We start from the raw sequence: 18727 nt of genomic DNA on the forward strand, positions 1-18727 counted from the left end.
TGGGCTTATTTAGAAGCCGAAACCCGCCACACCTTGTTCCCTACATCATCGGCCACCAGCAAATCACCCTGCTGATCAATCACCACGCCCACCGGCCGGCCCATGGCTTTTTCGTCTTCATTGAGGAAGCCAGTCAGCACATCAATCGGCTGCCCGGTCGGTTTGCCGGCGCTGAACGGCACGAAGATCACCTTGTAGCCACTGTGCGGTTTGCGGTTCCATGAGCCATGCTGGCCGATGAATACGCCTTCTTTGAATTGCGCCGGCAAAGTGTTGCCTTCTGCGAAGGTCAGCCCGAGCGATGCGGTGTGCGGGCCCACTGCGTAATCCGGGGCGATGGCCTTGGCCACCAGGTCGGGGTTCTGTGGCTCGACGCGGACATCCACGTGCTGGCCGTAGTAGCTGAAAGGCCAGCCGTAGAACGCTCCGTCCTTGACCGAGGTGATGTAGTCGGGCACCAGGTCGCTGCCGATTTCGTCACGCTCGTTGACGGCAGTCCACAGGGCGCCGGTCTGCGGCTCCCAGGCCATGCCGTTGGGATTACGCAGGCCGGAAGCGAAGATCCGGTGATTGCCGGTGGCGCGGTCCACTTCCCAGATGGCGGCGCGGCCTTCTTCCTGGTCCATGCCGTTTTCCGCAACGTTGCTATTCGAACCCACAGTGACGTACAGCTTGCTGCCGTCCTTGCTGGCAATCACGTTTTTCGTCCAGTGATGATTCAGGGTGCCGCCCGGCAGGTCGACGACCTTTATCGGTTGCGACTTGATCGCGGTATCGCCGCTTTCATAATGGAAGCGCAACAGCCGATCGGTGTCAGCGACATACAAGTCGTTGCCCACCAGGGTCATGCCAAACGGTGAGTTGAGGTTTTCCAAAAACACAGTGCGGGTCTCGGCGATGCCGTCGTGATCCTTGTCCCGCAGCAGCGTGATGCGGTTCGGGCTGGGAACGCCAGCACCGGCGCGGCCCATGACTTTTTTCATGACCCAGCCCTTGATGCCTTTGCCGTCGTCCGGTTTGGGCGGGGCATTGGTTTCAGCCACCAGCACATCACCGTTGGGCAGCACGTAGAGCCAACGCGGGTGGTCGAGGCCTTCGGCGAAGGCGGCCACTTGCGTGCCAGCCGCGGCGGTAGGCTTGGCACCGTCCGGCCAGCCGACTGCAGGGGCGATGTTCACTGTGGGCATCAGGGTCTTGTTCGGTTCCGGCAATTTGGGTGACGGGCCGGTGCCGTCGGAGACTTGCAGGCTGGAGGTTTCACCGCAGGCGGCGAGTCCTCCGGCGAGCGCGATGACAAAAACTAGCTGGGGCTTGCGCATGCTGACCTTCCCTATGAATGCATTGACCTGATTAGTAGAGAAGCGCAAATGCGCGATGGTTCAACGGGGGGCAATCAATTGCGCCCGCCAGGCCTGACTTTAATTGACGCTCCCCCCCCAACCCTCTAACCTTCGCCGCTTGTTTCAGGTGCCCTGTGACGTGGTCGACAGGGTGAAACAGGGAAGCCGGTGAGTGATCACTCCATAACAGGAATGAGCATGATCCCGGCGCTGCCCCCGCAACGGTAAATGAGTAAAGACTGCGCCTTGTGCCACTGTGTCGAGCCATCGGCATGGGAAGGCGCGCAGTCAGGCCAATAGCCGCTCATGAGCCCGGAGACCGGCCTGATTCATCCAGCGGCATCACGGTGGGCGATGCCAGGCTTCTTGCCGTCTATTCTTGTGCCTGCCCGCCGTTATCCAGCCCCAACGGAGAGCTTCCCCATGACTGATACCCCCGACCGTGACGAACGCCACCTGGCGCGCATGTTGCGCAAAAAAGCCGTGATCGACGAGCGCATCGCCAACTCCCCAAATGAATGTGGCTTGCTGCTGGTGCTCACCGGCAACGGCAAGGGCAAAAGCAGCTCGGCGTTCGGCATGCTCGCGCGTTCCATGGGCCATGGCATGCAGTGCGGCGTGGTGCAGTTCATCAAGGGCCGTAACAGTACCGGTGAAGAGCTGTTCTTCCGGCGTTTCCCGGAGCAGGTGCGGTTTCATGTGATGGGCGAAGGTTTCACTTGGGAAACCCAGGATCGCCAGCGCGATATCGCTGCTGCCGAAGCGGCGTGGGCGGTGTCCCGCGAGTTGCTGCAAGACCCGTCGATCGGCCTGGTGGTGCTGGATGAATTGAATATCGCGCTCAAGCACGGTTACCTCGATCTCGATCAGGTTCTCAGTGATCTGCAGGCCCGTCCGCCAATGCAGCACGTAGTGGTGACCGGCCGCGGTGCCAAGCCCGAGATGATTGAGCTGGCCGACACCGTGACCGAGATGGGCGTGATCAAGCACGCGTTCCAGGCCGGGATCAAGGCGCAAAAAGGCGTCGAATTGTGAGTCAGCCTCGTCATTGCCCGGCGGTATTGATTGCCGCTCCGGCTTCCGGCCAGGGCAAGACCACCGTGACTGCCGCGCTGGCCAGGTTGCATCGCAATCAGGGACGCAAGGTACGGGTGTTCAAGTGCGGCCCGGACTTTCTCGACCCGATGATTCTCGAGCGCGCCAGCGGTGCGCCGGTCTATCAACTGGACATGTGGATGGTCGGCGAGCAGGACAGTCGTCGCCTGTTGTGGGAAGCCGCGGGCGAGGCGGACCTGATCCTCATTGAAGGGGTGATGGGCTTGTTTGACGGCACACCTTCCAGCGCCGACCTCGCGCGGCATTTTGGCGTACCGGTGCTGGCAGTGATCGACGGCACCGCCATGGCGCAGACTTTTGGCGCCCTGGCCCTGGGGCTGGCGCGCTATCAAGCGGATTTGCCGTTCGCTGGCGTGCTGGCCAATCGGGTGGGCACCTTGCGTCATGCGCAGTTGCTTGAAGGCAGCCTGACTGAGGGGTTGCGCTGGTATGGCGCGTTGTCCCGGGAGACCGGGATCGAGCTGCCCAGTCGTCACCTCGGGCTGGTGCAGGCCAGCGAATTGAACGACCTCGACCTGCGACTGGATGCCGCCGCGAACGCCTTGGCCGGTAGTTGTGAAGTGGCATTGCCGCCTGCAGTGGAATTTGCCGCGCCTGATGTGATTGTTGCCGAACCTTTGCTCGCCGGCGTGCGCATCGCCGTGGCCCGTGATGAGGCCTTCGCATTTACTTATGGTGCGAGCCTGGATTTGTTGCGGGCGATGGGCGCCGAGTTGCGGTTTTTCTCGCCGATTCGTGATGCCTTGTTGCCCGAGGCGGACAGCCTTTACCTGCCAGGCGGTTACCCTGAATTGCACCATGCGGCGTTGGCTGCAAACACCTCGATGCTGGCGGCGATCCGCGCGCACCATGGCGCGGGCAAACCGCTGCTGGCGGAGTGCGGCGGGATGCTTTATCTGCTCGATTCGTTGACCGACGTCGACGGCACGCGTGCCGAGCTGGTGGGGTTGCTGGCGGGAGACGCGGTGATGCAAAAGCGTCTGGCTGCATTGGCCTTGCAGGAGGTGGAACTGCCTGAGGGGGCATTACGTGGGCACACCTACCATCACTCGCTGACCAGCACCGAGCTGGCACCGATTGCCCGTGGGCTGAGCCCGAATGGCGGACGTGGCGCGGAGGCGGTTTATCGTGAGGGGCGGATGACGGCTTCTTATGTGCACTTCTATTTTCCGTCGAATCCGGTGGCAGTGGCTGCGCTTTTTGCGCCTGACCTTGAGGCCGTTATCGCGAGCAAGCCCGCTCCCACAGAAGACGATGTGATGCCTGAAGAAATGCGATCGAAAGTGGGAGCGGGCTTGCTCGCGAAGAGGCCATGACGGACACCGCATTCACCCAGGCCGAACGCGACGCAATCTACCGCGCCATCGCCGAACGCCGCGACATGCGCCACTTCAGCGGCGGCACCGTCGAGCCCGAGCTCCTGCGGCGCCTGCTCGAAGCCGCGCACCAGGCCCCCAGTGTCGGCCTGATGCAACCATGGCGCTTTATCCGCATCAGCGATCGCAGCTTGCGCAGCCAGATCCAGTCCTTGGTTGAACAAGAGCGAATCCGCACCGCCGAAGCCCTGGGCGAGCGTACCGACGAGTTCATGAAGCTCAAGGTCGAAGGCATCAACGACTGTGCTGAAGTCCTGGTCGCCGCGCTGATGGACGATCGCGAACGCCACATCTTCGGCCGGCGCACCCTGCCGGAAATGGACATCGCCTCGTTGTCCTGCGCGATCCAGAATCTGTGGCTGGCATCCCGTGCGGAAGGATTGGGCATGGGCTGGGTCTCGCTGTTCGAGCCGCAAGCCCTGGCTGATCTGCTCGGCATGCCGCCGGGCGCCAAACCGATGGCCGTGCTGTGCCTGGGACCGGTGCAAGAATTTTATCCAGCGCCGATGCTGGTACTCGAAGGCTGGGCGCAGGCGCGGCCGCTGGGTGAATTGCTGTATGAAAATCTCTGGGGAGTGAATCAATGAGTGTGGCGTTGTTGAGTGTCGCCGCAGTGGCGCTGGATGCGCTGCTGGGCGAACCCAAACGCTGGCATCCGCTGGTGGCGTTCGGCCGCTTTGCCGATCGCATCGAACAACGCTTCAATAGTGGCGGCAGGGGCTGGCGTAGCCATGGCGTGACCGCCTGGGTGCTTGCCGTGCTGCCGTTGACGTTGCTGGCGACAGCGCTGTCCTGGGCGCCATTGGTGGGCTGGATCGTCGAAATCCTCGCGCTCTATTGCGCATTGGGCATGCGCAGCCTCGGCGAGCATGTCGCACCGGTGGCCAGAGCCTTGCGCAGCGATGACCTGGACGAGGCGCGGACCCGCGTCGGTTATCTGGTCAGCCGCCAGACCAGCAAACTGGATAAAACCGAAGTCGCCCGCGCCGCCACCGAATCAGTCCTGGAGAACGGTAGCGACGCAGTGTTCGCCGCACTGTTCTGGTTTGTCGTCGCCGGTGCGCCGGGGGTAGTGCTCTATCGCCTGAGCAACACACTTGATGCCATGTGGGGTTATCGCAACGAACGCTTCGAGCGCTTTGGCTGGGCGGCAGCGAAAATCGACGACGTGCTCAACTATATTCCTGCGCGGCTGGTGGCATTGACCTACGCCGTCCTGGGCAAAACTCGACTGGCGCTCAAATGCTGGCGGACCCAGGGGCCGACCTGGGACAGTCCGAATGCCGGTCCGGTCATGGCCGCAGGCGCCGGTGCGCTTGGGGTGGAGCTGGGCGGCGCGGCGATCTACCACGGCGAGTTGCACCAGCGCCCGCAGCTGGGCGAGGGCGCTCCCGCGGATGCGGACTCCATCGACCGTGGCTGGCAATTGGTCCAACGCGGGGTATGGTTGTGGCTGCTGATTATCTGCGTGGGGACAGAATTTTATGCTTGAGCATGGCGGGCGCTTACGCAAGGCGGCACTCGAATATGGGATCGCCGAGGCCGACTGGCTCGACCTGTCCACTGGCCTGGCACCCTGGCCATTTCCTGTTCCGGACATTCCGTTGAGAGCCTGGGCGCGGCTGCCGGAAAACGATGACGGCCTGGAACAGGCTGCCTGCGATTATTACGCTGCTGCCCAGGTGCTGCCAGTGGCCGGTTCGCAAATGGCGATCCAGCTCCTGCCGCGTTTGCGCCGTGCCGGCAAGGTCGGCGTGCTGTCGCCTTGTTACGCCGAACACGCCGAAGCCTGGCGCCGCAACGGTTATATCGTGCGGGAAGTGCTGGAGCAGGAGGTGGATTTTTTCATCGATAACCTCGACGTGCTGGTGGTAGTCAATCCGAACAACCCTACGGGCCTGAGCCTGACCCCCAATCGCCTGCTCGACTGGCATGCGCGACTGGCCCAGCGTGGCGGCTGGCTGGTGGTGGACGAGGCGTTCATGGACAACACCCCGCAATTGAGCGTCGCGTCTTATGCGCACCAGGTCGGCTTGATCGTGTTGCGCTCATTCGGCAAATTTTTCGGCCTGGCCGGCGTGCGCCTGGGGTTTGTGCTGGCCGAGCGCAGACTGCTCAAATTGCTCGCCGAGCAAGTCGGGCCCTGGGCAGTCAGCGGGCCGACCCGGGTACTGGGGCAGGCCTGTCTGCTGGATACCCAGGGGCAGGTCAAGCAGCGTTTGCGCACCCAGGCGGCCAGCGAACGCCTGGCGCTGTTGCTCGAGCAATACGGCTTGCAGCCGCAGGGTGGCTGCGCGTTGTTCCAGTGGCTGATGACCGAATACGCCGAAACCCTGCATGTGTTCATGGCGCGGCGCGGCATTCTGTTGCGCCTGTTTACCCACAACAGCAGCCTGCGGTTTGGCCTGCCGGCCGAGGAAGCGGACTGGACGCGGCTTGCGTCGGCACTTGAAGCTTTTTTTGGGGAAAGGCAATGACTACTTTGATGGTGCAAGGCGCAACTCTCATGGTGCAGGGCACGACTTCCGACGCCGGCAAGAGCACGCTGGTGACGGCGTTGTGTCGTTGGGTGGTGCGCCAGGGCGTCAGCGTGGTGCCGTTCAAGCCGCAGAACATGGCGCTGAACAGTGCGGTGACCGCCGACGGCGGCGAAATAGGCCGAGCACAGGCGGTGCAGGCCCAGGCGGCCAATCTCGAACCGCACACCGACATGAATCCTGTGCTGCTCAAGCCCAACAGCGACACCGGCGCCCAGGTGATTATCCATGGGCGCGCGGTGACCACCATGAACGCCGTGGCCTATCACGACTACAAGGCCATCGCGATGCAGGCGGTGCTCGCTTCCCATCGACGTTTGAGCGCAGCGTATCCGGTGGTGATGGTCGAAGGCGCGGGTTCCCCAGCGGAGATCAATCTGCGCGCCGGCGACATCGCCAACATGGGTTTTGCCGAGGCGGTCGATTGTCCGGTGGTGTTGATTGCCGACATTAACCGCGGCGGGGTGTTCGCGCATCTGGTCGGCACCCTGGAGTTGCTGTCCGCCAGTGAGCAGGCACGTGTCAAAGGTTTCATCATCAATCGTTTTCGCGGCGATATCGCCTTGCTGCAACCTGGCCTGGACTGGCTGGAGGAGCGCACCGGCAAGCCGGTGATCGGCGTGCTGCCGTACGTGATGGACTTGCATCTGGAGGCTGAGGACGGCATCGATCAGCGTCAGACTGACAAGGCGGAACAGGTGCTCAAGGTGGTGGTGCCGGTCCTGCCGCGCATCAGCAATCACACGGATTTCGATCCGCTGCGCCTGCACCCGCAAGTGGACTTGCAGTTCATCGGTCCCGGGCAGGCGATTCCTGCGGCGGACTTGATCATTCTGCCGGGCTCGAAAAGCGTGCGCAGCGATCTTGCGTACCTCAAGGCCAATGGCTGGGACGCGGCGATTTCTCGTCACCTGCGCTATGGCGGCAAGCTGCTGGGGATTTGTGGCGGCCTGCAGATGCTCGGCGCACAGGTGCATGATCCGCTGGGTCTGGAAGGGGTGCCGGGTTCCAGCACAGGGCTGGGCCTGCTGGCGTTTGAAACCCGCCTTGAAGCAGAGAAACAGCTGCGTAATGTGCGAGGTCGCCTGGCCCTGGAAGACGCAGAGGTCAGCGGTTACGAAATTCACGCAGGCGTGACCACCGGCCCTGCGCTGGAGAGGACGGCAGTGCTGCTCGATGATGGTCGCTGTGATGGAGCGCAGAGCGTTGACGGGCAGATTTTCGCCACCTACCTGCATGGTCTGTTCGAGTCGCCGGCGGCGTGCAGCGCGCTGTTGCGCTGGGCCGGTTTGCAGGAGGTGCAGGAGGTGGATTATCACGGGTTGCGCGAGCGCGATATCGAGCGGTTGGCGGATCTGGTGGAGGAACACCTGGATACCCGGTTGTTGCGTGAACTCTGTGGGATTTGAGGTGATCTTGCGGGCCTCATCGCGAGCAGGCTCACTCCTACATGGGGGCTGCGGTGTTCACGAAACATCTGTAGGAGCGAGCCTGCTCGCGATGACGGCCTACGCTCCACCGAAGATCTTAAGGAATCAACCATGCTGCAACTAATCCTCGGCGGCGCCCGCTCCGGCAAAAGCCGCCTGGCCGAAAGACTCGCCTCTGACAGTCAGCTGGCAGTCACTTACATCGCCACCAGCCAACCCCTGGACGGGGGGATGAGCGACCGGGTGGCCCATCATCGTGCCCGTCGTCCGGCCGAATGGGCATTGATCGAAGAACCTCTGGAATTGGCGCGCGTACTGCGTGAAAACGCCAGGGCCGATCGCTGCCTGCTGGTGGATTGCCTGACCTTGTGGCTCACCAACCTGCTGATGCTCGATAACGCCGAGCGCCTGGCGGTCGAACGCGAGGCTTTGCTCGACTGCCTGGCGAACTTGCCAGGTGAAATCATTTTTGTCAGCAACGAGACCGGCATGGGCGTGGTGCCGCTGGGCGAGCTGACCCGGCGCTATGTCGATGAGGCCGGCTGGCTGCATCAGGCCCTGGCCGAGCGTTGCCAGCGAGTCGTCCTCACCGTTGCCGGCCTGCCCCTGACTCTGAAAGGAACTGCGTTATGACCCAACCTTGGTGGCTCAACCCGTGCCAACCGATTGATACCCTGGTCGTCGAAGCGGCTGAGGCACGCCAGCAGCAACTGACCAAGCCCGCCGGGTCGCTGGGACGGCTTGAATCTATCGCGGTGCAATTGGCCGGACTGCAAGGGCAACTGAAGCCGAGGCTGGATCAGGTGTGGATCGCCATCTTTGCCGGCGACCACGGCGTGGTTGCCGAGGGGGTGTCGGCGTTTCCCCAGGAAGTGACCGGGCAGATGTTGCTCAACTTTGTCAGCGGCGGAGCGGCGATCAGCGTGCTGGCACGTCAGCTGGGCGCTAACCTGGAAGTGGTGGATCTGGGCACGGTTAACCCGGCCCTTGATCTCCAGGGTGTGCGGCACCTGAACATCGGCCCGGGCACGGCGAATTTCGCCGTGACCGCAGCGATGACCGCGGCACAGGGCGCACTGGCGTTGCAGGCGGGTCGCGACAGCGTGCACCGCGCGCTTGCTGGCGGCGCGCAGCTGTTTATCGGCGGTGAAATGGGCATCGGCAATACCACCGCAGCCAGCGCCCTGGCCTGTGCACTGCTCGATTGTCCGGTGGCGCATCTGACCGGGCCAGGCACCGGGTTGAACGCGGCGGGGGTCAGCCATAAAGCGCGGGTCATTGAGCGCGCGCTGGCGCTGCACAGTGCCCAGCGGGGCGATCCGTTGGAGTCGCTGTTCAATCTTGGCGGCTTTGAAATTGCCGCGCTGGTCGGCGCCTATCTGGCCTGTGCCCAGGAAGGCGTGGCGGTGCTGGTGGACGGTTTTATCTGCAGCGTCGCCGCGCTGGTGGCAGTGCAGCTCAATCCCCAATGCCGCCAATGGCTGTTGTTCGCGCACTCTGGCGCCGAGCCGGGCCATCGCCATGTGCTCGAAACACTCGGCGCCGAACCTTTGCTCGAACTCGGCCTGCGTCTGGGCGAGGGCAGCGGTGCCGCGCTGGCCGTGCCATTGCTGCGCCTGGCGTGCGATCTTCACGGGCAGATGGCGACCTTTGCCGAAGCCGCCGTCGCGGACCGTCCGGCATGACCCTGCGCCTGGACCTGTTGCGCCACGGCGAAACCGAACTCGGCGGCGGCCTGCGCGGCAGCATTGACGACGCGCTGACCGAAACGGGTTGGGCGCAGATGCGAGCGGCAGTGGCGCAACAGGGCCCCTGGGACCGTCTGATCAGTTCACCGCTGCAGCGCTGTGCGCGTTTTGCCGAGGAACTCGGCGAGCGCCTGAACGTGCCGGTGCATCACGACAAAGATTTGCAGGAGCTGCACTTCGGCGTCTGGGAAGGGCAGAGCGCTGCTGCGTTGATGGAAACCGATGCCCAGGATCTGGGCCGGTTCTGGGCCGATCCCTATGCGTTTACCCCGCCTGAGGGTGAGCCGGTCGCAGATTTCTCCGCACGGGTGCTGGGTGCAGTCGAGCGTTTGCACGCTGCCTATGCAGGCGAGCGGGTGTTGCTGGTCAGCCACGGCGGCGTGATGCGCCTGTTGCTGGCGCGGGCCCGGGGGTTACCCCGTGAACAGTTGCTGAATGTCGAAGTCGGCCACGGTGCGCTATTTGCGCTGGCCGTTGAATCGGGCGGATTGTTACGGGAAGCGAGCTGAGCATGCTGCCATTCTGGATCGCCCTGCAATTCCTCAGCAGCCTGCCAATTCGTCTGCCAGGTATGCCGGAGCCTCGGGAGCTCGGGCGCTCGCTGCTGTTTTATCCGCTGGTGGGGCTGCTGTTCGGGTTGATTCTGTGGGGCCTTAACGGGGCGCTGCACGGCGCTCCGCTATTGCTACACGCGGCGCTGCTGCTGCCGGTGTGGGTGTTGCTCAGTGGCGCCTTGCACCTCGATGGCCTGGCGGACAGCGCTGATGCGTGGCTCGGTGGTTTCGGCGATCGCGAGCGCACCCTGACCATCATGAAGGACCCGCGCAGCGGACCGATCGCGGTGGTCACGCTGATCCTGGTATTGCTGCTCAAGTTTGCCGCGTTACTGGCGTTGATCGAGCAGCAACAGAGTGTTTATTTGCTGATTGTGCCGCTGCTGGGTCGTGGGGCCTTGCTGGCATTGTTCCTGACCACGCCTTACGTGCGTGCCGGCGGACTCGGGCAGGCCCTGGCTGATCATCTGCCGCGCCGGGCTGGCCAGCAGGTATTGGCCGTCAGTGCGCTGGCCTGTGTTGTGCTGGCGGGGTGGCCAGGTGTGTTTGCGCTGGTACTGGCGGGGTTGGCGTTTGCCTGGCTGCGGCAGGTGATGCTGCGGCGATTGGGTGGTACCACCGGCGATACGGCGGGGGCGATGCTGGAGTTGCTGGAGGTAACGGTGTTGGTTGGGTTGGTGTTGGTCTGATTTGCGTAGGATTTTGCGGCCCTATCGCGAGCAGGCTCACTCCTACATTGCTGAAGATCCCCCTGGAGGAGTGAGCCTGCTCGCGATAGGGCCCTACCAGTAAACCCAAAAATTCGTTGATTTAACTGACTCGCGGGTATATACACGCATCATGCTCGACTCCCAATGTTTATGTATCAACCTGCGTCGCGCCGCCCGTGGCGTCAGCAGGCATTACGACGGCGCTCTCGACGGCTTCGGGATTAACGTTGCCCAGTATTCTTTGCTGTGCAACCTGCAACGCCTGGACCAACCGAGTATCTCCACCCTGGCCGAGGCAATGGGCCTGGACCGCAGCACGCTGGGGCGCAACCTGCGGGTGCTGGAGGGGGAAGGGCTGGTGATGCTGGTCGAGGGCGAGGACATGCGTAATCGCATCGTCAAGCTCACCGATGCCGGCGCTGAACGCCTGGCAGCCGCCTTGCCCGCCTGGGAAGCTGCACAACAGCGTCTGGTTGACCGCCTGGGCGCCGAGAAACGCGAAATCTTGCTCAAACTGCTGGACGAGCTGGCTTGAGGCCGGTTTGTTCGATCATAAGCGGGTATATACCCGCTACCGGAGAATAACCATGACATCGATGTGGCGTACGTGCGGTTGGGTATTGCTGGGCAGTGCGCTGATCCTTGCGCTGTCGCTGGGCGTTCGCCATGGCTTTGGCCTGTTCCTGGCGCCGATGAGTGCCGAGTTCGGCTGGGGCCGCGAAACGTTCGCCTTTGCCATCGCCCTGCAAAACCTGATCTGGGGGCTGGCGCAACCTTTCACCGGCGCCCTCGCGGATCGCTTCGGAGCGGCCAAAGTCGTGCTGATCGGCGGTGTTCTGTATGCGGCAGGCCTGGTGTGCATGGGGCTCTCAGATTCAGCAGTGACCTTGTCCCTGAGTGCCGGCCTATTGATCGGCATCGGGCTGTCGGGCACTTCGTTCTCGGTGATTCTCGGCGTAGTCGGACGCGCGGTACCGCCGGAAAAACGCAGCATGGGCATGGGCATCGCCAGTGCGGCCGGATCGTTTGGACAGTTCGCCATGCTGCCAGGCACCCTGGGGCTGATCGGTTGGCTGGGCTGGTCGGCAGCCTTGCTGGTGCTGGGGCTGCTGGTGGCCTTGATCGTGCCCCTGGTCAGCATGCTCAAGGACAAGCCCCTGCCGTCTCTGGGTCATGAGCAGACGTTGTCTGAAGCGTTGCGCGAAGCCTGTTCTCATTCGGGTTTCTGGCTGCTGGCGTTCGGCTTTTTCGTCTGCGGGTTTCAGGTGGTGTTCATCGGCGTACACCTGCCGGCTTACCTGGTGGACCAGCATCTGCCGGCTACCGTCGGCACCACGGTGCTGGCGCTGATCGGCCTGTTCAACATCTTCGGTACCTACACCGCCGGCTGGCTCGGCGGGCGCATGTCCAAGCCGCGACTGTTGACCGGCTTGTACCTGCTGCGCGCAGTGGTCATCGGTCTGTTTCTGTGGCTGCCGGTCACCACCACCAGTGCTTACCTGTTCGGCATGGCCATGGGGTTCCTGTGGCTGTCCACGGTGCCATTGACCAACGGCACCGTCGCCACCTTGTTTGGCGTACGAAATCTGTCCATGCTCGGTGGGATTGTATTCCTGTTTCACCAGCTGGGTTCGTTCCTGGGAGGCTGGTTGGGCGGGGTGGTGTACGACCGAACCGGGAGCTATGACTTGATCTGGCAAGTGGCGATTCTCCTCAGTTTGCTGGCGGCGGCTCTGAACTGGCCGGTGCGTGAGCGGCCGGTGGCGCGGTTGCAGACTCAATTGAGTGCGTCATGAACAGTCTTTGGCCGCGGTTTGCCCTGGTGGCTGCTGGCGCCTTGCTGCTGGCTTTGGTGTGGTGGGGCTGGCAGCGGGGTGGGCTGGCCTTGATGCAGTTGGGCATGGCTGTTTGTTAGCGAGCTTTATGCTGGATAGCCGCTTGCTAGAGGCAGGCGTGCGCGAGTAACTTCGTGTAGACGACCTTCTCAAGGATGCACCGATATGCTCATGCGCTGGCTTGCAGTTCCCGCGTTACTGGTAGCGTTTTCCGGACTGGCCCAGGCAGCCGAATGCCCGGAATTGTTGCAGGGCTCGCTGCCGAAGTTGCGCGCCAAGGAATCGATCGATCTGTGCCAGCGCTTCGCCGGCAAGCCGCTGGTGGTGGTCAATACCGCCAGCTTCTGTGGGTTCGCCCCGCAGTTCGAAGGCCTGGAGGCGCTCAATCAGAAGTACAAGTCCCAGGGCCTGGAAGTGATCGGAGTGCCCTCCAATGACTTCAAGCAGGAGTCCAAGGACGGGGCCGAGACGGCCAAGGTCTGCTACGTCAATTACGGTGTGACGTTCACTATGACCGAGCCGCAGAAAGTTCGCGGCGCCGATGCGACTCATCTGTTCAAGGTGCTCGCCGAGCAGACCGGCGCGCCGAAGTGGAATTTCTACAAATACGTGGTCGATCGCCAGGGCAAGGTGATCGCCAATTTCTCCAGCCTGACCAAGCCGGACGATCCTGAATTCCTCGCGGCCGTCGAGAAGGCAATCGCGTCGCAACCTTGAGCGACGCCCATTAAAAAGCCCCGCCTGTGTCGCACAGAGCGGGGCTTTTTCGATTCAGGCGCGCGAGGCGTCTTTCATCAGAAGCGGTAGGTCGCGCCCACACCAAAACCGTTCGCCCAGTTTTCATACTTGGCGTTGTAGGTCTGGCCACGGTCGTTGCTGTTGTTGACCTTGACTGCCTCTTCGCGCAGGTACGAATACGCTACGTCGATGGTCAGGTCGTCGGTCGGGCTCCAACCGGCGCCCAGGCTGAAAATCTTGCGATCGCCAGTCGGGATGCGTGGGGAGCGGTCGGCGTTGTTGGTCGGCGCCTGGTCGAAGGACAGGCCGGTACGCAGGACCCATTGCTTGTTCAGCTGGTAGGAGGCGCCGATGGCGTGAGCCCAGGTGTCGTGCCAGTTCTGGTCTTCGGTGATGCTGCCGAATTGGCCGTTGAGCACACCAGGTACACCGCTGTTTTCCACGGTGATTTCTTTCAGGCGGCTCCAGCGAGTCCAGGTGCTGCCGGCGTACAGGGTCCACTGATCATCGAGCTGGTGGGTAACCGAAAAGTCGACCGACTCAGGAGTCGTCAGGTCCAGGGACGCGTCGTACTTCTGGCTCGGGTTCTGACCGATCAGGCCCAGCACGTTGTAGTTGACCTTGGTGTTGCCTTCCAGCTTGTACTTCACTTTCGAGTGGTACGTCAGGCCGAGGCGGGTGCTGTCGGTGGCTTGCACCAGCACGCCGATGTTGTAGCCCAGCGCGGTGTCGTCACCCTTGATCTTGACTTCGCCATCGCCGGCGGCCTGGGTAATCGACAGGTTCGACTCCAGCTTGCCGTCGATACGGTTGATGGTCGGACCGAAGCCGATCGACACTTTGTCGTTGAAGGCGTAGCTGACGGTTGGCTGCAGGGTCACGACTTTAACGTCGCTCTTGCTGCCGAAGTAGCGGCCGGCGAAGTTGTTTTCGTAGTCGGTCACCAGGCCGAAGGGTGCGTAGACGCCCACGCCCACTGCCCACTTGTCGTCGATTGGCTTGACGTAGTAGCCCATCGGCACGGCGATGAACGGCACCATGTCGCCGTGGTTGGTTCCGCTGTTCGGGCTGGAGCTGGCGTGGCTGATATCGGTGTGTGCGTCGAGCATTGCAGCACCGCCGGTGACTTGTTCACGCTTGATGCGCGACATGCCGGCAGGGTTGCCAAAAATAGTACTTGCGTCATCGGCAGAGGAAGATCGCCCGGCAAAACCTGTACCCATCCCGCTGATACTTTGTTCGTTGATGGCAAAGCCAGCTGCAAAGATCTGGGTGGATGCCAAGGTAACGGCGAGGCTAAGGGTGGTTTTGAGCATTACTTTTTTCATTATTAGAACTCCTGGTGATCACCGGGGCGAAAATTACCAACATTTTCGTCCCAGCGCTATAGGCTGTAATGCTTGAGTTAGAGCGGTTTTGTAGGACAATCCGACCGAATTCGCCGCTTATTGGGCGATCTTGTGAAGTGGGCGGATCAGCAGGCTACCTGATTCAGCGTTGAAACACAGGTGTGCCAGGCGTAGGTGAAATCACGCAGACGGCCTTGGGGCTGGAAGGTCTGGCGCCAGATGCGGGCCATTCCCAGCAGATCGTCGGCTTCGGGGAGCGAGGTGTTTTGTTCTTCTACCAGCAGCCAGGCGATGGCAGTGGCGTAGCGCAGGTTGACGGTTAATTCCAGGTGCGGACTGCTCAGAAAAGCGTGCTGGCTTGCCAGGCCGCGCACCAGGCTGGCACGCTCGGGGTCGAGTGCCAGGTAATGATCCCAGAGCGCCTGGTGGCGCGGTTCGGCGATTCGGTACAGGCCGTGGCCGCGGCGGTCGTGCAGGGCGGAGCCGAGGGCTGACTGGCTGGCGGCGATGCCCAGCAGCAGGGATTCGGCAGTTGCGCTATGGCGTCCGAGGTAGAGCAAGGTCGGACGGATCACATAACGGCACAGTTCGCTGGCAGCGATACCCATAAAACCCTCGGAGCGTAAGTAGGCGGCGAAACCTGAAAGGGGGCCTTGGCAGCGGTGGATCGGTTCAGGCTCGCCGGAAGCGGATCAAGCCGCTTGAGTTGAAGTGTAGTGTCATATTCGCGACGTAAAGGCCTGTTTTTAAAATATTTCCAGCTGCCAGTTATAACCGTTATATCGGTTGGTGCTTAGCCCGTGTCGGCGCGCGGGGAAATATCAGGCAATAAAAAGCCCCGCGTTTTAAGCGAGGCTTCTGATGTTTCAGTCTTTCTGGCGTATCAGGCAACCAGTGCCTGACGAGTACGCTCGATCACGGCCTGCAGCGGCTCGGCGCTGGAGTACTGATCAGGGTAGAGGCGTTCGCTGTGACGTGCGATGCCGTGCTCGTTGACCAGAGTGAAACTGAAGCAGCCTTTGCGAGCAGCCATGATCAGGCAGTTCATTGGTGCAAAAGCGTTGGTTAGGGTGCGGATAGCATCCTGGGTGTGGATTTGAGTAGTCATTATTGGGTGTTCCTACAAGCGACACGGATAAGAGCCGTGCAAAATTAAAACGTTCCAGCGACGACGACCACCGTTGGTCGAACGAAGAACCCGACTGGAACAAAGCAGCCAGTTTGAAGCGCTAATAATTGGCGCGCTTGGGCTGGCAGGTAGGTACTTAGGAGGGCAGGCAACACATCAAGGGCAAAGGTTCTGGGCCCGGGGTGAAGATCCTGATCAATTTGCAGGCTGGTTCGGTCAGAGTAAGTGTGCCTGGCAATACCCTTTGCTTTCGATCAAAGGCTGTATTGACGCAAGGTTTACCTGTAAACCATCGAGGTGGTCGATCCCGCTTGTTCGGACTGGCTTCGTTTGCGAAGGCTGTTCGGGGGGATTGTTCGACCAGAATTGACTTTCAGCTTGGTACTAACGCTGCGGATACTAACAAAAGGCTTCAGGCAATGGAAGTGGCATAAGCAAAAAAATCCAGGAAGGCTGGAATGAAGCAAATTCGCGAGGCGCCGTTGGTCGGTCCAGCTGAGCAGTAGCACGGAATCCGACCGCTGGTTGAGCGTGTATGAATTGCATGGACCAGGGGTTTTGACCGGCTTATCCCCAGGCTTGTTAAGCAAAAAGCGCCGAAATGGGGCGTCGATATAACCGTGGCGAAGGTACTTGTGCACATTAGTTGCGCAGACTGTCACGGCACTGTCATCTGCCTTACAGACGCAGTGGCTGCCTGTAACCAAAATTTAAGTCAATGAAAAACATCGCTTTTTTTTACTGGTGAAAAAATCGTCAGTTTGACTGCGAGCCCCATTCCACAGGGGTTTGCGAGAGTTCAAGGTGGGTTGTCCACTGAGTTATCCACAGCTTCTGTGGATTGTCCCGAGCGCTTGCTCTAGGACGGGCGTGCCGGGTTTTTTAAGCTTTACCTGTAGGAAAAAAAGAGTAGAGTGGCGCGCCTTCCGATCTGCCCTACAGTGTTTTATGAAGTTTCGTTCAGTATCAGTCTCCGTAACCTCTTCACCCACCGCCGCGATCCCACCCAAGCGCTTTTCCATGCGTGTGGCCGAGTGGTTGTTGGACAGCCCGCGCCTGGGCGAAAACCCTAATGTGAAGCATTTTGCCGGACGTCTGCTCAAGCAGCCGGCACGTGAAGGTGTGGTGGCCGCGCAAAGCCGCCTCGGCCAGCTGATGTGTCGCGAGTGTGGCAACGCCCGGGATCGGCGCATCGGCCAGGACCTGCTGCGCCAAGCGGCGCGGGCAGGGGACGTGCGTGCCCAGCGCGAACTGGGCCTGGTCGAAGACTGAGCTGTGCAAGACCTGACGCCTTGGTTAACCTTCACGCTTTAACGAATAGGCAGGAGTGGTTATGGCTATGGACTTGACCAGCATCTTGCTAGGTCTTGCGGGGGCTGCACTGCCGTTATTGGTACTAGCCTGGCAGCTGCAACGCCGCGCCAGCGCGACGCAGGCCGAAGTTGCGTTGCTGCAGGAGCGTTTGGCGATGTCCTTGCTGGCGCAGGACGGGTTGAATGCCCAGCTGGAAACCAGTCGCGATGAAATCGCTGACCTTAGCCAGATCAACACCACCAGGCAGGCCGAGCTTGCTGCACTGCGTCGCGAAGTCGAGCTGCTGCAGATCGAGCGCGACGACGCCCGGGATGCCGCACACGCCTGGAACATCGAGCGCGCTGGCAAAGAGGCTGAGTTGCGCCGTCTCGACGCCCATGCGGCGTCCCTTAACGCCGAGCTGCGCGAGCAACAGGAAAGCCATCAGCAACGACTCAGTGACCTGCAGGGCTCGCGGGACGAGTTGCGCGCCCAGTTCGCTGAACTGGCGGGCAAGATCTTCGACGAGCGCGAGCAGCGCTTCGCCGAGACCAGCCAGCAGCAGCTGGGACAGTTGCTTGACCCACTGAAAGAGCGCATCCAGTCGTTCGAGAAACGCGTTGAAGAAAGCTACCAGGCGGAAGCCCGTGAGCGATTTTCCCTGGCCAAGGAGCTGGAGCGCCTGCAGCAGTTGAATCTGCGCTTGAGCGACGAGGCCACCAACCTGACCCGTGCACTTAAAGGGCAGAAAACCCAGGGCAACTGGGGTGAGCTGATCCTGGAGCGGGTACTGGAACACGCAGGCCTGGAAAAGGGCCGCGAGTACCAGACCCAGGTCACCCTCAAAGGGCCCGACGGCGAGCGTTTTCAGCCGGACGTCATTATCTATCTGCCGGGCGACAAGCAGGTGGTGGTCGATTCCAAGGTCAGCCTTACTGCCTACCAGCAGTACGTGGCGGCCGACGATAACGCCATCGGCCAGATTGCCCTCAAGCAACATGTGCTGTCCCTGCGCACCCACGTCAAAGGCTTGTCCGGCAAGGACTACAAGCGCCTCGACGGCTTGCACAGCCTGGATTTCGTGTTGCTGTTCGTGCCGATCGAAGCGGCTTTCTCGGCCGCGCTGCAAGCGGAGCCGACACTGTTTCAGGAAGCGTTCGACCGCAACATCGTGATTGTCAGCCCGACCACGCTGCTGGCGACCCTGCGAGTGATCGACAGCCTGTGGAAACAGGAGCGCCAGAGCCAGAACGCCCGGGAAATTGCCGAGCGGGCCGGCTGGCTGTATGACAAGTTCGTGTTGTTCATCCAGGATCTGGATGAGGTGGGCAATCGCCTGCAGCAGCTGGACAAGGCCTACAGTTCAGCGCGGAACAAGCTGACGGAAGGCCGTGGCAACCTGGTCAGCCGCAGTGAACAGCTGAAGTTGCTCGGAGCGCGGGCGAGCAAGAGCCTGCCGGCGGATCTGCTGGAGCGGGCGATGACGGATGTGGACGGGTTGGCGGAATTGCCGGAGTAGGACCAATCCCTGTAGGAGCCCGACTTGCCGGCGATGGCGGCACCTACAAGGCC

20 protein-coding genes and 1 riboswitch are annotated in these 18727 nt (G+C 61.6%); of the genes, 16 read left to right on the plus strand and 4 right to left on the minus strand.

Annotation, left to right across the window (positions count from 1 at the left end; all coding sequences use genetic code 11):
* Window positions 1-5: 5 nt before the first annotated feature.
* Complete coding sequence (locus tag ORL50_RS23585; RefSeq protein ID WP_266018484.1) at window positions 6-1319, minus strand: PQQ-dependent sugar dehydrogenase; 1314 nt, start codon at window positions 1317-1319, stop codon at window positions 6-8.
* Window positions 1320-1448: 129 nt separating this feature from the next.
* Window positions 1449-1682: riboswitch (cobalamin riboswitch) on the plus strand.
* A gap of 81 nt (window positions 1683-1763) precedes the next feature.
* On the opposite strand from ORL50_RS23585, the gene cobO reads away from it, so the two are divergent.
* The 14 genes from cobO (at window position 1764) to ORL50_RS23655 (ending at window position 13363) form a co-directional block, all read left to right on the plus strand.
* On the plus strand, window positions 1764-2375 hold the full coding sequence (gene cobO, locus ORL50_RS23590) for a cob(I)yrinic acid a,c-diamide adenosyltransferase (RefSeq protein WP_266018486.1): 612 nt from the start codon (window positions 1764-1766) through the stop codon (window positions 2373-2375).
* Window positions 2372-3772, plus strand: coding sequence for a cobyrinic acid a,c-diamide synthase CobB (locus ORL50_RS23595; protein ID WP_266018488.1), 1401 nt, complete (start codon window positions 2372-2374; stop codon window positions 3770-3772). Before cobO ends, ORL50_RS23595 begins: the two co-directional genes overlap by 4 nt.
* A complete protein-coding gene (gene bluB / locus ORL50_RS23600; RefSeq protein ID WP_266018490.1) occupies window positions 3769-4419 on the plus strand; it encodes a 5,6-dimethylbenzimidazole synthase in 651 nt (216 codons plus the stop codon). The genes ORL50_RS23595 and bluB overlap by 4 nt, the downstream gene beginning before the upstream one ends.
* Complete coding sequence (gene cbiB / locus ORL50_RS23605; protein WP_266018491.1) at window positions 4416-5324, plus strand: adenosylcobinamide-phosphate synthase CbiB; 909 nt, start codon at window positions 4416-4418, stop codon at window positions 5322-5324. Before bluB ends, cbiB begins: the two co-directional genes overlap by 4 nt.
* Window positions 5317-6309, plus strand: a complete 993-nt coding sequence (gene cobD, locus ORL50_RS23610) for a threonine-phosphate decarboxylase CobD (protein ID WP_266018493.1) — start codon at window positions 5317-5319, stop codon at window positions 6307-6309. The genes cbiB and cobD overlap by 8 nt, the downstream gene beginning before the upstream one ends.
* Window positions 6310-6317: 8 nt before the next feature.
* The gene (locus ORL50_RS23615; protein WP_416236043.1) at window positions 6318-7778 is read left to right on the plus strand and encodes a cobyric acid synthase; all 1461 of its coding nucleotides are present in this window, start codon (window positions 6318-6320) and stop codon (window positions 7776-7778) included.
* A 132-nt stretch (window positions 7779-7910) separates the two neighbouring features.
* The gene (cobU, locus tag ORL50_RS23620; protein ID WP_266018495.1) at window positions 7911-8432 is read left to right on the plus strand and encodes a bifunctional adenosylcobinamide kinase/adenosylcobinamide-phosphate guanylyltransferase; all 522 of its coding nucleotides are present in this window, start codon (window positions 7911-7913) and stop codon (window positions 8430-8432) included.
* Window positions 8429-9484: a nicotinate-nucleotide--dimethylbenzimidazole phosphoribosyltransferase gene (gene cobT, locus ORL50_RS23625; protein ID WP_266018497.1), complete on the plus strand. Its 1056-nt coding sequence runs from the start codon at window positions 8429-8431 to the stop codon at window positions 9482-9484. The genes cobU and cobT overlap by 4 nt, the downstream gene beginning before the upstream one ends.
* Window positions 9481-10056 carry an alpha-ribazole phosphatase family protein gene (gene cobC, locus ORL50_RS23630; protein ID WP_266018499.1) on the plus strand — a complete coding sequence of 192 codons (576 nt, stop codon included), beginning with the start codon at window positions 9481-9483 and terminating at the stop codon, window positions 10054-10056. Before cobT ends, cobC begins: the two co-directional genes overlap by 4 nt.
* A 2-nt stretch (window positions 10057-10058) precedes the next feature.
* Window positions 10059-10790 (plus strand): adenosylcobinamide-GDP ribazoletransferase, encoded by a 732-nt coding sequence (locus ORL50_RS23635; protein WP_266018500.1) that lies wholly within the window; start codon window positions 10059-10061, stop codon window positions 10788-10790.
* 151 nt (window positions 10791-10941) lie between these two features.
* Window positions 10942-11346 (plus strand): MarR family winged helix-turn-helix transcriptional regulator, encoded by a 405-nt coding sequence (locus ORL50_RS23640; RefSeq protein ID WP_247294763.1) that lies wholly within the window; start codon window positions 10942-10944, stop codon window positions 11344-11346.
* A gap of 52 nt (window positions 11347-11398) precedes the next feature.
* On the plus strand, window positions 11399-12607 hold the full coding sequence (locus ORL50_RS23645; protein WP_266018502.1) for an MFS transporter: 1209 nt from the start codon (window positions 11399-11401) through the stop codon (window positions 12605-12607).
* Window positions 12604-12726, plus strand: a complete 123-nt coding sequence (locus tag ORL50_RS23650; protein WP_266018504.1) for a hypothetical protein — start codon at window positions 12604-12606, stop codon at window positions 12724-12726. Before ORL50_RS23645 ends, ORL50_RS23650 begins: the two co-directional genes overlap by 4 nt.
* A gap of 85 nt (window positions 12727-12811) precedes the next feature.
* On the plus strand, window positions 12812-13363 hold the full coding sequence (locus ORL50_RS23655) for a glutathione peroxidase (RefSeq protein WP_266018506.1): 552 nt from the start codon (window positions 12812-12814) through the stop codon (window positions 13361-13363).
* Between the two features lie 77 nt (window positions 13364-13440).
* Here ORL50_RS23655 and ORL50_RS23660 read toward each other — a convergent pair whose 3' ends face one another.
* From ORL50_RS23660 to ORL50_RS23670, 3 genes are all read right to left on the minus strand, one after another.
* Window positions 13441-14712 (minus strand): OmpP1/FadL family transporter, encoded by a 1272-nt coding sequence (locus ORL50_RS23660; protein ID WP_266018508.1) that lies wholly within the window; start codon window positions 14710-14712, stop codon window positions 13441-13443.
* A gap of 146 nt (window positions 14713-14858) precedes the next feature.
* Window positions 14859-15341, minus strand: a complete 483-nt coding sequence (locus ORL50_RS23665) for a hypothetical protein (RefSeq protein WP_045060574.1) — start codon at window positions 15339-15341, stop codon at window positions 14859-14861.
* Between the two features lie 275 nt (window positions 15342-15616).
* Window positions 15617-15841 carry a hypothetical protein gene (locus tag ORL50_RS23670; protein WP_008031832.1) on the minus strand — a complete coding sequence of 75 codons (225 nt, stop codon included), beginning with the start codon at window positions 15839-15841 and terminating at the stop codon, window positions 15617-15619.
* A 969-nt stretch (window positions 15842-16810) separates the two neighbouring features.
* On the opposite strand from ORL50_RS23670, the gene ORL50_RS23675 reads away from it, so the two are divergent.
* Both ORL50_RS23675 and ORL50_RS23680 read left to right on the plus strand, forming a co-directional pair.
* The gene (locus tag ORL50_RS23675; protein WP_266018515.1) at window positions 16811-17134 is read left to right on the plus strand and encodes an SEL1-like repeat protein; all 324 of its coding nucleotides are present in this window, start codon (window positions 16811-16813) and stop codon (window positions 17132-17134) included.
* A gap of 175 nt (window positions 17135-17309) precedes the next feature.
* Complete coding sequence (locus ORL50_RS23680) at window positions 17310-18674, plus strand: DNA recombination protein RmuC (RefSeq protein WP_266018537.1); 1365 nt, start codon at window positions 17310-17312, stop codon at window positions 18672-18674.
* The last annotated feature ends 53 nt before the right edge of the window (window positions 18675-18727 follow it).

This window comes from Pseudomonas sp. RIT-562 (assembly GCF_026241895.1).
Classification (GTDB): domain Bacteria; phylum Pseudomonadota; class Gammaproteobacteria; order Pseudomonadales; family Pseudomonadaceae; genus Aquipseudomonas; species Aquipseudomonas mandelii_F.